The 14,300-nt window shown below is 64.5% G+C and carries 10 protein-coding genes; 6 read left to right on the forward strand and 4 right to left on the reverse strand.

Annotation, left to right across the window (positions count from 1 at the left end):
- From JFN91_RS00765 to fabG, 4 genes are read right to left on the reverse strand one after another with little or no spacing between them, the layout of a single operon-like run.
- Positions 1 to 1,230, reverse strand: coding sequence for a beta-ketoacyl-[acyl-carrier-protein] synthase family protein (locus JFN91_RS00765; protein WP_199387319.1), 1,230 nt, complete (start codon positions 1,228 to 1,230; stop codon positions 1 to 3).
- The gene (locus JFN91_RS00770; RefSeq protein ID WP_199387320.1) at positions 1,221 to 2,705 is read right to left on the reverse strand and encodes a phytoene desaturase family protein; all 1,485 of its coding nucleotides are present in this window, start codon (positions 2,703 to 2,705) and stop codon (positions 1,221 to 1,223) included. The genes JFN91_RS00765 and JFN91_RS00770 overlap by 10 nt, the downstream gene beginning before the upstream one ends.
- Positions 2,702 to 3,922, reverse strand: coding sequence for a beta-ketoacyl-[acyl-carrier-protein] synthase family protein (locus JFN91_RS22350; RefSeq protein WP_199387321.1), 1,221 nt, complete (start codon positions 3,920 to 3,922; stop codon positions 2,702 to 2,704). Before JFN91_RS22350 ends, JFN91_RS00770 begins: the two co-directional genes overlap by 4 nt.
- 36 nt (positions 3,923 to 3,958) lie before the next feature.
- Positions 3,959 to 4,687: a 3-oxoacyl-ACP reductase FabG gene (fabG, locus tag JFN91_RS00780; protein ID WP_199387322.1), complete on the reverse strand. Its 729-nt coding sequence runs from the start codon at positions 4,685 to 4,687 to the stop codon at positions 3,959 to 3,961.
- A 365-nt stretch (positions 4,688 to 5,052) separates the two neighbouring features.
- On the opposite strand from fabG, the gene JFN91_RS00785 reads away from it, so the two are divergent.
- The 6 genes from JFN91_RS00785 to JFN91_RS00810 all read left to right on the forward strand — a co-directional run bounded on the left by JFN91_RS00785 (position 5,053) and on the right by JFN91_RS00810 (position 14,289).
- Positions 5,053 to 5,838, forward strand: coding sequence for a sensor histidine kinase (locus tag JFN91_RS00785; protein WP_199387323.1), 786 nt, complete (start codon positions 5,053 to 5,055; stop codon positions 5,836 to 5,838).
- 295 nt (positions 5,839 to 6,133) lie between these two features.
- Positions 6,134 to 6,493 carry a hypothetical protein gene (locus tag JFN91_RS00790; protein WP_199387324.1) on the forward strand — a complete coding sequence of 120 codons (360 nt, stop codon included), beginning with the start codon at positions 6,134 to 6,136 and terminating at the stop codon, positions 6,491 to 6,493.
- A 719-nt stretch (positions 6,494 to 7,212) separates the two neighbouring features.
- Positions 7,213 to 9,267, forward strand: coding sequence for a TonB-dependent receptor plug domain-containing protein (locus JFN91_RS00795; protein ID WP_199387325.1), 2,055 nt, complete (start codon positions 7,213 to 7,215; stop codon positions 9,265 to 9,267).
- A gap of 14 nt (positions 9,268 to 9,281) precedes the next feature.
- Positions 9,282 to 9,848, forward strand: coding sequence for a YfiR family protein (locus JFN91_RS00800; RefSeq protein WP_199387326.1), 567 nt, complete (start codon positions 9,282 to 9,284; stop codon positions 9,846 to 9,848).
- A complete protein-coding gene (locus JFN91_RS00805; RefSeq protein ID WP_199387327.1) occupies positions 9,849 to 12,020 on the forward strand; it encodes a putative bifunctional diguanylate cyclase/phosphodiesterase in 2,172 nt (723 codons plus the stop codon).
- 19 nt (positions 12,021 to 12,039) lie between these two features.
- Entirely contained in the window at positions 12,040 to 14,289 is a 2,250-nt protein-coding gene (locus JFN91_RS00810; protein ID WP_199387328.1) for a GspE/PulE family protein, read from the forward strand.
- Positions 14,290 to 14,300: the final 11 nt, after the last annotated feature.

The following is a 14,300-nucleotide window of genomic DNA, read 5'->3' on the forward strand; positions in this document are numbered from 1 at the left end:
CTAGACATATCTCCTCAAAATTATGGATGAATTGACGCCACCCAAGGCGAAATTGTTCTTGATCACGGTGTCGACCCGGCGCCGGGCGACCTCCCTTTGGTGCAGCACCCCGGCGCAGGCGGAATCGACCTGGTCCAGGTTCAGGGTCGGCACCAGCACCCCGCGGCGCAGCATCTCCACGCAGGCGGCCAGCTCCAGGGCGCCACTGGCGGCCATGGTGTGGCCGAGGTGCCCCTTAAGGCTGCTGACCGGTGTCTGCGCGCCGAACACCTCGGCGATGGCCGCGCACTCGGCGATGTCCCCCTGCTCGGTGGCGGTGGCGTGGGCGTTGACGTAGTCGACCTCGCCGGGCTCGATGCCGGCGTCGGCGAGGGCGAGGCGCATGCACTGGGCGATGCAGGCCGTGTCGGGGTTGGCGATGCTGCCGGGGTCGGAGTTGGTGGCGAACCCGGTCACTTCGGCCAGGATCTCGGCGCCGCGCGCCAAGGCCGAATCGAGCGATTCCAAGAGCAGGATGCCGCTCCCCTCGCCGCAGACGATACCGTCGCGCCTCGCGTCGAAAGGACGCGGCGTCTGGTGGGGCGTGTCGTTGAAGCCTGCCGAAGCGGCGTTGATGATGTCGAAGGTGCCCGAGGTGAGCGGGTGGAACTCGTCGGCGCCGCCGCAGAGCATGAACTCCTGCTTGCCCAGGCCGATCATCTCGGCGCCGTAGCCGATGGCGTGGGTCGAGGTCGAGCAGGCGGCGGCAGGCGCCAGCACCCTCCCGGTGACCCCCAGTACCTGCGCCACGTTGGAGGCGCAGCTGTGGTTCATGATGTGGAAGAAGAGCGTCGACTTCATCCGCTCCAGGCTGTGATCGGCGTTGAACTCGCGGAAGAACTCTTCCATGGTCTGCGGGCTGCCGGTGGTGGAGCCGATGGAGACCCCGAGCTGGCCGCCGGAGAGCTGTTCCGGGGCGAGCCCGGCCATGGCGACGGCATCCTGGGCGGCGAGGGTGGCGAAGACGGACATGCTGGACATGGAGCGGCGGAACTTGCGCGGGATCTCCATCGGATCGACCCCGGTGACCAGGGCGGCGACCCGGGTGCGCATGCCGGTGATCTCCGCCAGCGCCGGGAGCTCGACCACGCCGCTTCTGCCGGCCAAAAGCCCGTCCATGAGGTTGTCGATGCCACGCCCGAACGGGGAGACCGTGCCGACCCCGGTGATGACCACTCTTCTCAGCAACATCCCTTCAATTCCTTTCTGATGCGGTCGTGCCCGAGCAGGGTGCCGCAGGTGACCAGCCCCGAGAGTACCGCCCCCATGACCCCGGGGGACGCCACCGCCTGCCCCGACAGGAACAGGCCGGGGACCCGGGTGGCCGGTTGCGGGTTGTACTGCCCCACCATGTGTTTGACGCCGTAGAGCCCGCCCAGGGGCGTGGCGCAGTAGTCGCGCACCGTGAGGGGTGTGGATGCCTCGATGCTCCCGATATGGCCGGAGAGTTCGGGGTAGACGCGTGCGATCTGCGTCGTCAGGCGCTCCAGCGCCTCTTCCTTGTACCCTGCGTAGCCGGTGGGACGCTTGCCCCGCCGCGACTCCCATGCTGCGGCCTCGCTGTAGAGGGCGGGGCAGATGCCGATGAAGCCCGCCGGGACCGGGTCGCCGTCACGGTAGGCGGCGCTCAGGTAGAGCGCGCCGTTGCCAACCGTCCGCCCCCCGAGTTCGTCCATGGCGGCGGTGTCGGGGACGTAGAACCGGTTGCTCCCGGAGAGGCCGGGCATGGGCTTATCGCAGGTGGCGAAGCAGAGTACGGCGGAGACGGTCTCCTCCAGGGAGGCGAGCCGCTTGCGGTAGACCGGGCGGAAAGCCCCTTCCGGCACCAGGTCGAGCAGCAGCTGCGGGTGCACCGTGGCGATGGCCGCGGTACAGGGGACCAGCTCACCATCGGCCAGGCGCACGCCGCTCACCGCCCCGCCGGGGGAGAGTTCGATGCCGGTTGCCTGCCGCGAGCAGAGCACCGTTACGCCCAGTTCGGCGAGCCGCGCGTCGAAGGCGCGCGCCAGACTCAGGCCGCCGCCGCGGATGCCGCGGACCGATTGATAGTAGCTCCCGGCAATGGCGGCGTGCAGGGTGAAGGGGACCTCGCGGCTGGAGACACCATATAAAAGGGAGTGCACCGAAAGCAAGCTTTTTAAGAGCTCGTTGCCGGTGAGGCGGTCCAGCACCTCGCGCAGGCTCGGGCCGATGACCCGCTGCAGAAGCGACTCCTGGCTCAGCTCCGCCTCCAGGTTCAGGTAGGGCATGGCGTTACAGGCGGCGGCCACCTGGTCCAGGTAGCTGTCGATCGCCTCCCGCTCAGCGGGGAAACTCGCGACCAGTTGCTCGCGCAGGTTGGCGAAGCCGATGGGGAAGCTGAACTCGAAGGCGGGGTCGTCGCAGCGGAAGAGGTCGAAGCCCTGCTCGTCGAAGCAGAAGGTCTCGATCCGGTCGCCGACCCCCAGGTAGCTCAGGAACAGCTCCAGCGGCTCCCCGGGACCGAGCCCGCCGGTGTAGTGGAAGCCGGTGTCGAAGTGGACGCCGTGGCGCGAGAAGCCGCGCAACAGGGGCGCGGTGCGGGGCGCCTGCTCGATGAGCGCCACCTTCTGGCCGCTGCGGGCCAGGGTGAGGGCACAGGTGATACCGGAGACGCCGGCACCGATGACGGCGTACTGGTAGCTCACCGGGCGAACCTCAGCACCAGGCAGGAGTTGGTGCCGCCGAAGCCGGCCGAGTTGCACAGGACGTGCTCCGGGGTGGCGTTGAGGGTCTCGGTGACGATGTTGAGTCGGGCCGAGTCCTCGTCGGGGGTGGCGAAGTTCAGGTTCTTGGCGATGAACCCCTCGCGCGCCATGATGGTGCTGTACACCACCTGCGAGGCGCCCGACATCCAGAGCTCATGCCCGGTCATACCCTTGAGCGAGGAGACCGGCGGGGTGGCCGGGCCGAAAACGGCGGAGATGTTGCGGGCCTCGGCTGCGTCGCCGGCCGGGGTCGAGGTGGCGTGGGCGCAGACGTAGCCGATGTCGGCGGTGGAGAGTCCGGCGAGGGCGACGGATTGCCGCATGGCGCGCTGCAGACCGTCGCTGCTCGGGACCGAGATGTGGTTGCCGTCGGAGGAGAAGGCGTAACCGGCGATCTCGCCGAGGATGGTGGCGCCGCGGGCGACCGCCAGGTCGTAGCGCTCCAGCACCAGGGCGGCCGCGCCGCCGCTGGGGACCAGGCCGTCGCGCCCGGCGTCGAAGGGGCGCGAGGCGCCGGCGGGGTCGTCCAGGCGCAGGGAGAAGGCACCCAGCCCGTCGAAGCTGCACATGGACTGCCAGTTGATCTCCTGGGCGCCGCCGCAGATGACCCGCTCCTGCCGTCCCATGGCGATCAGGTCCGCCGCCTGTCCCACCGCGTGGCCGCCGCTGGAGCAGGCCGAGCTGATGGTCCAGCAGGCGCCGCGGCACTTGAGCAGGGTGTTGAGGTTCATGGTGATGCAGGAGGTCATGGAGCGGAAGACGTGTCCGCTGCCGATCAGCTGGGTGTCGCCGCGCTCGCGCAAAAGCTCCACCTGTTCCACGGCGGTGAGACAGCTGGAATCGCAGCCGAAGATGAGTCCCGTCTCCGGGCTCTGCACCAGCTCTTCCGGCAGGCCCGCCATGGTGAGGGCGTCCCAGGCGGCGGCGAAGGCGTGCACCGCGAAGTCGGGCATGGTCTTCGCCTGCTTCCTGGAGAGGGGGGCGCGCTGCTCCCACTCGCCGATGCGCCCGGTGAGCGGGCTGCGAAAGCCCAGCCGCGCGCGTTCCTCGTCGAGCACGATGCCGGAGCGCCCGGACCTGAGCGCATGCGCGACCTCGGGGATGCTGCTCCCCAGGCAGGAAACGATCCCGATCCCGGTTATGGCCACTTTATGCACGGTTACCTCAACTGCTGTCGTTCTGTCGAAACGCCGCTACAGGTAGATGCCGCCGTTGACGGCGATCACCTGTCCGGTAATGTAGGATGCCTTGTCCGAGGCGAGGAAGGAGACCACCTCGGCCACCTCCTCGGGGGTGCCGATGCGACCGAGCGGGATCATCGGGACGATCTTCTCCTTGGGGAGTGCGGCCACCATGTCGGTCTCGATGAAGCCGGGGGCGACCGCGTTCACCAGCACCTTGCGCTTGGCGGTCTCCAGTGCGAGCGCCTTGGTGGCGCCGATGAGGCCCGCCTTGGCGGCGGAGTAGTTCACCTGTCCCGCCACGCCGCTTTGCCCGGAGGTGGAGGCGATGTTGATCACCCGGCCGCTGCGCCTCTTGAGCATGCCGACCAGCACCAGCTTGGTCACCAGGAAGAAGCCGTCCAGGTGCACGGAGAGGACATCCTTCCACTCGTCCTCGCCCATCCAGACCATGAGGGTGTCCTTGGCGTGGCCGGCGTTGTTGACCAGCACCTCCGGGGACTCGTTCTCGAGCAGCGGCCCGAGCGTCTCCTTGACCGCGGCGGGGTCGGCGACGTCGCAGCAGACCAGCCGGCAGGAGGCCCCGGCGGCCTCGACCTGGCGCGCCACCTCGGCGGCGGCCGCATGGTCGGAGCGGTAGTTGAGCCAGATATCGAAGCCGTCGCGTGCGAGGGTGAGGGCGATGGCCGCTCCGATCCCTTTGCTTGCTCCGGTCACCAGTGCGATCTTTCGAGATGACATAAGCCGTAAACCCGCCTTCAGCGTTGAAATTCGAGGTGTTGCGTGGGCAGCCTTTTATACAAGAGATTGGGCTAGCGGGCAATATAAAAGGGAGTGTCTAGCCACACATTATCCTTGTCTTTCAGGCCTAAATATCGCCACTGTCATAGCCCTGCCAGCTCCTTCTCTCGCGTACTCAATGAAAAACCTAAATCCAATTATTTTGGTTGCAGTTAATCTGGTAATTAGTTAATGTGCAGACGCAATTTAAAACTTTCATATGTATGGCGGTGGATATGGGCACGACAATAATTGAAAAGGTGGGTAATGAGCCACGCGGCGTAGCAACGCTGTCATCGGCAGCCCATGTGTCGGCACCGTCGGATATGGATAGACAGCGCCTGCTGCTGGAACTGGAACTGCACCAGACGGAACTGGAGTTGCAGAACCAGGAACTGCAGGCGGCGTGGGAAAGGGCGGATGAACGGGCGCACAGCCTGGAACTTGCCGTGAAAGAACTGGAATCGTTCAGCTATGCTGTGTCGCACGACCTCAGGGCGCCGCTGCGCCACATCAACGGCTACCTGAGCATCCTGGCGCACGACTTCGTCTCCTACCTGCCCGAGGAGGCGCAGCGTCTGCTGGAGCGCTCCTGCCGGGCTACCAGGGACATGAGCCGACTCATCGACGATCTGCTCGATCTGGCCAAGGTGAGCCGCATCAAGATCAAGAGCAGGATGGTCAACCTTTCCAGCCTGGCCCATGCCGTCATCGACCGCCTCACGGAAGGGAATTCAGGGCGGCAGGTCGAGGTCGTGATTGCCGAGGGACTCTTCGTCCAGGGCGACCCGGCCCTGCTGGGTCAGTTGATGTGGAATCTGCTGGAAAACGCCTGGAAGTACACCTCCACCACCGAGGCGGCCAAGATAGAAGTCGGCCGGGTCATTGTCGACGACAAGCTGATCATCTTCGTGAAAGACAACGGCGTGGGTTTCGACAGCATCTACAAGGACAACCTCTTTGATGTCTTCCAGAGGCTGCACGGCAGGGAGTTCGAGGGCAACGGCATCGGGCTGGCCACGGTCAAGCACATCATCGAGCGGCACCAGGGAAGGATCTGGGCCGAATCGGAAAAGGGAGAGGGCGCCATCTTCTTCTTTACCCTCCCCTAGAAAGAACACGCAACACCGGCCGCACTCAAAGGGACCACGACTATGTCGGGTCCCTTTTTTATTGGCTCACATAGCGACAGGAGGGGACTGGCTCCGCCAGGTACCTGTCCCCCTTGGGGTTGGATGAGGTGGATGAGCGGAAGAGAGCGTTCCGCTAGCGGGACAGGCACCTTACGGAGCCGGTCCCTTCCGCGCACCTCTCTGAGAGAGGCATCTCCTTATTGAAGTCTGATGAGTTTTCTTCTATACTGGCGCGATTGTTCACCGCACAAACTGCACAAGGAGGAGATAAATCATGAATGTCGCGATAGTTCATAAAGCAAATGTGAATGACGAGGTGCTTGACGGCCTGGCCAGAGAGCTCCCTTCCATCATTTCGGAATTGCTGGAGATCCGCGGCGGGAAGATGGCGATCCTCAAGCCGGAGCAGATCTCGCTGCAGTTCTCCCAGGCAAGCAGCCGCGATATCGGCGCCGATATCCGCCTGATCGTGCTGGCCAGAAGCCTCGGCCCCCGCACCGCGCGGGAGAACAAACTTGCCGCCACCATCCTGGAGAAAGTAGTGGCCCTGGTGACCGGTCTTGGCGCTGCCTGTTCCATCACGGTGCGTCTCTACCTTACCGAAATCGGTGCGGCGGAGTACCTGCCGGAGTAGTTGCCGGAATAACACACATAGAAACTCGACGATAAAGGGTCAGCCTGAAAAGGCTGACCCTTTTTCTTTTTGAGGCGCAACCGCGAATATCTGGAAGAAACTGCGAGTGACAAGGGCTGCGAAAAAAAAGACAGAAGTCGTGACCCTGGAAATTGATTGTCTCAAGAATATAAACATGTTGCTGATAACCTTCGTGGGTTAATTGCCGCGGCTTCGCGGGCAGCTGGGCGAATAATCATCCGCCCATGCCTTGCCCCATCTCTTGCCGCATGCTCTGTCCCATCTCTTATCCCCCTCCTTTCAACGTGCGCGGGCACAATAAATGATCCAATCCCTAACTTTAAGAGCGCATCGACCGATGAGAAGAATGTGATAGTGGCGGCGAAGGAAGAAGCACGACAGGCTCTGCCCCCAAATTGCATTGCGTGGACAGTGTGATACGCTTCCGAAAGACGCGACAGCAAGTCATAATGCACAGTTAGCACAATATAGTTGCAATAGTTTAATGATTATTGTTTCTCGTTTTGCCAGTGCTTGTTGTAACTGGCTGGTTGATAAACGTATTAATCGTTGACAATAATAATAAAATATTAAATGATCCGTTACCCGTCAGCAGTTTACTCGGGACTGATCGAGTTACTGCCGCGCCTTCTTCCACAGGCTCGTTGTCCCAACCAGCGGCACAGGTGTAGAAGAAGCAGAAATGCTGGAGGAAGACGATGAGAAGATCCCGTCCCAGGCCGAGGCTGGCCCTGGCCGGCGCACTGCTGCTGTCGCTGCTGTGCGCGACGGCGGCGCTCGCCCAGGATGCCGCTGCGGAGCCGGCGCCGTCCGACCTCGAATCGATGGATCTCGAGCAGCTCACCAACCTCAAGGTGGAGAAGGTTTACGGGGTCTCCAAGTTCGAGCAGGTGGTGACCGAGGCGCCCGCCTCCGTAACCGTGATCACCTCCGACGAGATCAGGCGCTACGGCTGGCGCACCATGGCCGACGTCCTGAACGCGACCCGCGGCTTCTTCACCACCTACGACAGGAACTACAGCTACATAGGGACCCGCGGCTTCAACCGCCCCGGCGACTACAACACCCGCCTGCTGCTCCTGGTGGACGGGCACCGCATCAACGACGCCATCTACGAGTCGGCGGCCATCGGCACCGAGTTCATCCTGGACATGGCGCTCATCGACCGCATCGAGATCATCCGCGGACCGAGCTCCTCGCTCTACGGCGCCGGCGCATTCTTCGGCGTGATCAACGTCATCAGCAAGTCCGCCAAGCAGATCGACGGGGTCGAGGTGGGCGGTGGCTGGGGCAGCCAGCAGACCGGCTCCGGGCGCATCACCTACGGCAAGCTCTTCAACGGCGGCGAGTTAGTCGTCTCCGGTTCCGGCTATTCCAGCCGCGGCAACGACCGCCTCTTCTTCCCTGCATTCAACGATCCCGCCACCAACAACGGCATCGCGTCCAACATGGACCGGGAACGCAGCTACTCGCTGTTCCTCTCCGGGCACCTGCAGGACCTCACCTTGACCGGTGCCCTGGTTTCGAGGGACAAGAGGGTCCCCACCGCCTCCTTCGGCACCATCTTCAACGACCCGCGCACCAACTCCAACGACCGCAGGAGCTTCCTCGACCTGCGCTACGACAAGGCCATCGACGGCACCGGCGTGACCGCCCGGCTCTTCTACGACGAATACCGCTTCACCGGCAACTTCGCCTACGACAAGACCGGCGACGATCCTGTCTTCTACCCGGCGACCTACGTCAACCGCGACGACCACCTGGCGCGCTGGTGGGGCGCCGAACTGCAGGCAAGCCGCCAACTGCTGCCGCGCCTGCAGCTGACCGGCGGGATGATGTTCCGCGACAACTTCCAGATCGACCTCCCCAACTACGACCTGGTGCCGGGGGGGCGCCGGCTGGACAACAGCCACGACAACCTCTTCTATGCCCTGTTCGGCCAGGCCGAGCTGCGCATCCTGGAGACGCTGATCCTGAACGCCGGGATCCGCTACGATCACTACGAGACCTTCGGCGGCGCCACCAGTCCGCGCCTGGCCTTGATCTACACCCCGGTCGAGGGGACGGTCTTCAAGCTGGTCTACGGCCAGGCCTTCCGCGCACCCAACGCCTACGAGCTGTACTACAACGACGTCTTCAACGGCTACGCCACCAGCCCGACGCTCAGGCCCGAGACCGTGCGCAGCTACGAGGCGATCTACGAGCAGTACTACGGCGACGTGGTGCGCACCAGCGCGAGCCTGTTCTACAACCAGATCGACCACCTGATCAGCTACCAGGACGTGTCGCCCACCCAGGTCGCCTTCGCCAACGTGGAGCGGGTCAAGGCGGTCGGGGGCGAGTTCGAAATCGAGGGGCAGTGGAACAGCGGCTTCGCCGCGCGCAGCAGCTACGGATTCGTCGCCGCGAGGGACCGGGAGACCGACCATAGTCTCGACTATTCTCCGCGCCACCTGGTCAAGCTGAACCTGACCGCCCCCCTGTACCTGAAGAAGGTCTTCGCCGGCATCGAGTTACAGGGGGTGAGCCGGCGCGAGTTCACCCACAACGGCGCCCAGGTCGCCTCCCCGGGATACCTGGTCACCAACGCCACCCTTTCATCGACGGCGCTGCTGCCGGGGCTGGAGGCCTCCTTCTCCATCTACAACCTCCTGGACCGGCGCCTGCAGGATCCGGCCACCACGGACCACGTGCAGAGCCTGATCCCGCAGGACGGCAGGACCTACCGGTTCCTGTTCAGCTACCGGTTCTAGGGAGAGGGGTGCCGATGCCAGTTCTGTCACGGATACGGAGGTGCTGCCTGGGGTTTTTGCTCCCGGCCCTCCTCTGCCTGCTCCTCGCCCACCCGGGCCCACTGGGGGCGGATGCCCCCCAGGAGTACCAGGTGAAGAGCGCCATGGTCTACAACATGGCCAAGTACATCGAGTGGCCCGCCGATGCCTTCTCCGGAACCGGGGCGCCGCTCGTGGTCTGCTGCCTTGGGCGCGGTCCCTTCACGGCGGCCCTGGAGCAGTACCGCGGCAAGACGGTGCTGGGGCACCCCCTGCAGGTCAGGCGGGTGCAGCCGGGGGAGGAGTTGGGTATATGTCACCTGCTGGTGGTGAGCGGCGTGGAGAAGCGCTACCTGGCCGGCATCCTGGACCAGGCGCGCAGGAGGTCGCTGTTGACGGTGAGCGATCAACCGGACTTCGCCAGGCTGGGGGGGATCATCGGCCTGGTGGAGATCGAGGGGAGGGTCCGCTTCGAGATCAACGTCAAGGCGGCGCAGCAGTCCCGTTTCAAGATCAGTTCCCAGCTTTTGAAGCTGGCCAGGATCGTACGCGAGGGTGATTAGATGAGACGACCGGGCGAAAAGTTCATCAGGAACCTCCCATTGCAGCGCAAACTGATGCTGATCATCATGAGCTGCTGCACGGCCACGCTTTTCGTCTCCTCCCTCTTTTACGTGACCCGCGAGGCCAAGGTCCTGTACCGGGACCAGCAGGAGTACCTGGTCTCGCTGGCGGACATGATCGCCAAAAACAGCGCCTCGGCGCTGGTCTTCAACGACCTGAAGTCGGTGCAGGACACCATCAGGCCCCTCACGGCAAAAAGCAACATCCTCGCCATCTACATCCTCAACCAGGAGGGGCGCCTGTTCGCGCGCTACCATGCCGCCGAAGCGGAGCACGCGGCGCTGCCGCTGGAATACCTGCCCGACTGGGCCTCGGCGGACGACGTGGCGCGGGCGGTGCAGCAGGTGACCGGGGAGGCCTACACCAGCTCCTTTTTGTCCGGCTACGCGACCGTGGTGCAGCCGATCCGACTGGAGCGCGAGCAGGTCGGCACGGTGGTCATCCAGGCCAATGCCAAGGGGTTCCTGCACAGCCTGCGCTGGACCATCCTGGTGGCGCTGGGGTTCATGGCGGTCACCTTCCTGGTGTTCTGCCTGTTCTCGGCCCGGCTGCAGCTGATGATCTCGGCGCCGCTTCTGGGGCTGCTCGCCGCCATGAAGGAGATCTCGGCCGGCAAGAACTTTGCCCTGCGCGTGGCCAAGCCGTGCGACGACGAGATCGGCATGCTCTACGACGGCTTCAACGACATGCTGCACGAGATCGAGGAGCGCGACCAGATCCTCAGGCAGCGCCAGGCGCACCTGCAGCAACTGGCGCACTACGATCCCCTGACCCGGCTCCCCAACCGCACCCTGTTCTACGACCGCCTGGGCCAGGCGCTGTTCCACGCCGAGCGCTCCCATGAGGCGGTGGCGGTCATCTTCATCGACCTGGACCACTTCAAGGACATCAACGACACCCTGGGGCACCGCACCGGAGACCTCTTGCTGATCGAGGTGGCGGGCCGGCTCGGGACGGTGGTGCGCAGCTGCGACACGGTGGCGCGCCTGGGGGGAGACGAGTTCACCATCTTCTGCCAGAACGTCGCCACCCCCGAGAACGCGGCCCTGGTGGCGCAGAAGCTGGTGACGCTCTTCGCCACCCCCTTCCGCCTGGGTGCCAGCGAAATCCGGGTCACCGCAAGCGTCGGGGTCACCCTCTATCCGCACGACGGCAAGAGCGTGGACGAGCTGCTCATGAACGCCGACATCGCCATGTACCACGCCAAGGGGTGCGGCAAGAACGTCTACTCGCTCTTCGACAAGAAGATGAACGAGCACGCCAGCGAGCGGGTCACCCTGCTGGCCGACCTGCGCCAGGCCATCGAGCACGGCGAGTTCGTGCTGCACTACCAGCCCAAGGTGGACCTGCTCACCGGCAAGGTGACCAGCGTCGAGGCCCTGGTACGCTGGATGCACCCGCGGCTGGGCATGCTCGCCCCGGACAAGTTCATTCGCCTGGCCGAAGAAGGGGGGATGATCGCGGAGCTGACCGAGTGGGTCATGCGCACCGCCTGCCTGCAGGCCAGGGCGTGGCAGGAGGCGAACCTGGCGCCGGTCCGGGTGGCGGTCAACCTCTCCCCGTTCCACTTCCAGCGCCAGGACGTGAAGCAGTCGGTCTGCGCCGTGCTGGGGGCGACCGGGCTCGACCCGACCCTTTTGGAGATCGAGATCACCGAGAGCGCCCTGATGCAGAACGACGAGTACACCTGCCGGGTGCTGAGCGAGCTGCGCGACATGGGGATCATCATCTCCGTGGACGACTTCGGCACCGGCTACTCGTCACTGTCGTACCTGCACCGCTTCCCGATCAACACCCTGAAGATCGACCGGACCTTCATCCTCAACATGATGAAGAGTTCCGAGGACCAGGCCATCGTGACCGCCATCATCGCCATGGCCAAGAGCCTCAAGATGCAGATCGTGGCGGAAGGGGTGGAATCGGTGGACCAGCTGGAAACGCTGAAGGACCAGGGGTGTCACGAGATCCAGGGCTTCCTGGTGTCGCGCCCGGTGAACGCGGAGCGCGTGGCCCGCTTCTTCACCGACGAGGATCACCTGCAGTTGCATACCGCTGCCGCCGAGACCCTTGAGGGTGGAGTCGCCCGGCAACTGGTGCGGGGCGCGGAGTAGCGCCCGCCGAGGAGGGACGATGAACGAATTGACCATAAAACTGAAGACCGGGGACGAGATCAAGGGGGTACTGACCCGTTCCTTCAAGTATCAGGATACCGACGTCGAGGTGTTGACCGAGGAGAGCAGGGAGACGCTGGTGTTCTCCCTGGACGAGATCTGCTACATCCGCTTCCTGAGCCCCCCCGCCGGCATAGGGCCCGGCGGCAACGACTCGCTCGAAGAGGTGCAGACCATCGCCGGCGAGACCTTCCGGGTCCACGTGCCGGTGAACGGCAAGTTCCTGAAGGGGTTCCTGGGGCTCCTGCCCGGTCCGGGCGAGAGTTACCAGACCTTCTTTTTTACCGATTCCGGCGTGCGTTACCGCCAGGACGCCCGCTACACCGGCCAGATCCTCCAGGACCAGGGCTACGTCTCCACCGACAAGCTGGAGGCGGCGCTCAAGCTGCAGGAGGAACAGGCGCACCGCGACCAGGACGCGGCCATCCTCCTGGCCGACGCGGTCGACGAGGGAGATATGCACGAGCAGGCACAAAAGCACGAGATGCACCATACCCGGGTGGGGGACATCCTGGTCGAGTCGGGGCTGGTGACCCGCGAGCAGGTCGAGGCCGCCTTCAAGAGCCAGAAGGGGAAGAAGCTGCAGGTGGGTGAACTGCTGATCATGAAGGGGCTGATCACCGAGGAGCAGCTTTTGTCCGCGCTGGCCACCAAGTTCCGGCTCCGCTTCGTGGACCTGGAGACGGTGATTCCCGGCGAAGCAGCGCTGAGCGCTATTTCCGAGGGGCTCGCCACCCGGCTCAAGGTATTCCCGATCTCGCTGGAGGGGAGAAAGCTGGTGGTGGCAACCTGCGCCCCCACCGACCTCACCATCGGGGACAACCTGAGGTTCTCCACCAACTTCGTCCCGGAACTGGTGGTGGCCTCCTCGCACCAGATCATGGCGGCCATCGACAAGTACTACCGCAACCGGATCGAGACGGTGGACACCCTGCTGAACTCCATGAAGGGGGAGGCGGAGACGGTGACCATAGAGGAAGAGACCGACGAGACCCGCCTGCTCTTCGAGCCCGACTCCAAGATCATCTCCCTGGTGAACCGGATCCTGGTCGACGCCTACCGGCGCGGCGCCTCGGACATCCACTTCGAGCCGGGCAACGGCAACGAGCCGCTCAACATCCGCTACCGCATCGACGGCGAATGCATCCACGCCCACAAGGTCGCCGCCTCCTACAAGGGGGCCATCACGGTGCGCATCAAGATCATGGCCGACCTGAACATAGCCGAGCGGCGCCGCCCGCAAAGCGGCAAGATCCTGCTGCGCTACCGGCAGCAGATGCTGGAGTACCGGGTCGAGATCACCCCCATGGTCGGCGGGCGCGAAGCCGCGGTATTGAGGCTCCTGGCGGCCTCCAAGCCGCTCCCCCTGCCGGGGCTGGGGCTTTTGCCGCACAACCTGGTGCGCTTCGTGGACATCCTGGAGAAGCCGCATGGCATCATCCTCTGCGTCGGCCCCACCGGCTCGGGCAAGACCACCACGCTGCACTCGGCCCTTGGGCACATCAACACCCAGGAACGCAAGATCTGGACCGCGGAGGACCCGGTCGAGATCACCCAGGCGGGGCTGTGCCAGGTGCAGGTCAACGCCAAGATCGGCTTCACCTTCGCCGAGGCGCTGCGCTCGTTTCTGCGCGCCGACCCCGACGTGATCATGATCGGCGAGATGCGCGACGCCGAGACCTCCAAGATCGCCATCGAGGCTTCGCTCACCGGCCACCTGGTCTTCTCCACCCTGCACACCAACTCGGCGCCCGAGGCGGCGGTGCGCCTGATCGAGATGGGGATGGACCCCTTCAACTTCTCGGACGCGCTTTTGGGCATCGTGGCGCAGCGCCTGGCCAAGAGACTCTGCCCGAACTGCAAAAAGCCGGCGCACGGCCAGCGTGAGCACTACGACGACACGGTGGCCGCCCTGCGCCAGATCGCCGGCGACCGCGAAGGGGTGATCCCCGACTTCAAGGAAGCCAACTTCATGAAGGCGGTGGGGTGCGAGGAGTGCGCCGGCACCGGCTACAAGGGGCGCATCGCCCTGCACGAGCTCATGATCGGGACCGAGAAGGTCAAGACCGCCATCAGGCGCGGGGTGGGCATGGACGAGCTGCGCTCCCTGGCCATGGACGAGGGGATGTGGACCCTCAAGATGGACGGCCTGATGAAGGTGCTGCAGGGGGATACCGACCTGGAGCAGATCCTCAAGGTCTGCATGTAGCAACGGCGGCA

The organism is Geomonas anaerohicana (assembly GCF_016458305.1).
GTDB lineage: Bacteria > Desulfobacterota > Desulfuromonadia > Geobacterales > Geobacteraceae > Geomonas > Geomonas anaerohicana.

Coding starts and splice junctions, on each gene's coding strand:
- JFN91_RS00790 (WP_199387324.1), top strand. CDS start 6,134: ATGAATGTCGCGATAGTTCATAAAGCAAATGTGAATGACGAGGTGCTT.
- fabG (WP_199387322.1), bottom strand. CDS start 4,687: ATGTCATCTCGAAAGATCGCACTGGTGACCGGAGCAAGCAAAGGGATC.
- JFN91_RS00805 (WP_199387327.1), top strand. CDS start 9,849: ATGAGACGACCGGGCGAAAAGTTCATCAGGAACCTCCCATTGCAGCGC.
- JFN91_RS00800 (WP_199387326.1), top strand. CDS start 9,282: ATGCCAGTTCTGTCACGGATACGGAGGTGCTGCCTGGGGTTTTTGCTC.
- JFN91_RS00765 (WP_199387319.1), bottom strand. CDS start 1,230: ATGTTGCTGAGAAGAGTGGTCATCACCGGGGTCGGCACGGTCTCCCCG.
- JFN91_RS00785 (WP_199387323.1), top strand. CDS start 5,053: ATGGATAGACAGCGCCTGCTGCTGGAACTGGAACTGCACCAGACGGAA.
- JFN91_RS00795 (WP_199387325.1), top strand. CDS start 7,213: ATGAGAAGATCCCGTCCCAGGCCGAGGCTGGCCCTGGCCGGCGCACTG.
- JFN91_RS00810 (WP_199387328.1), top strand. CDS start 12,040: ATGAACGAATTGACCATAAAACTGAAGACCGGGGACGAGATCAAGGGG.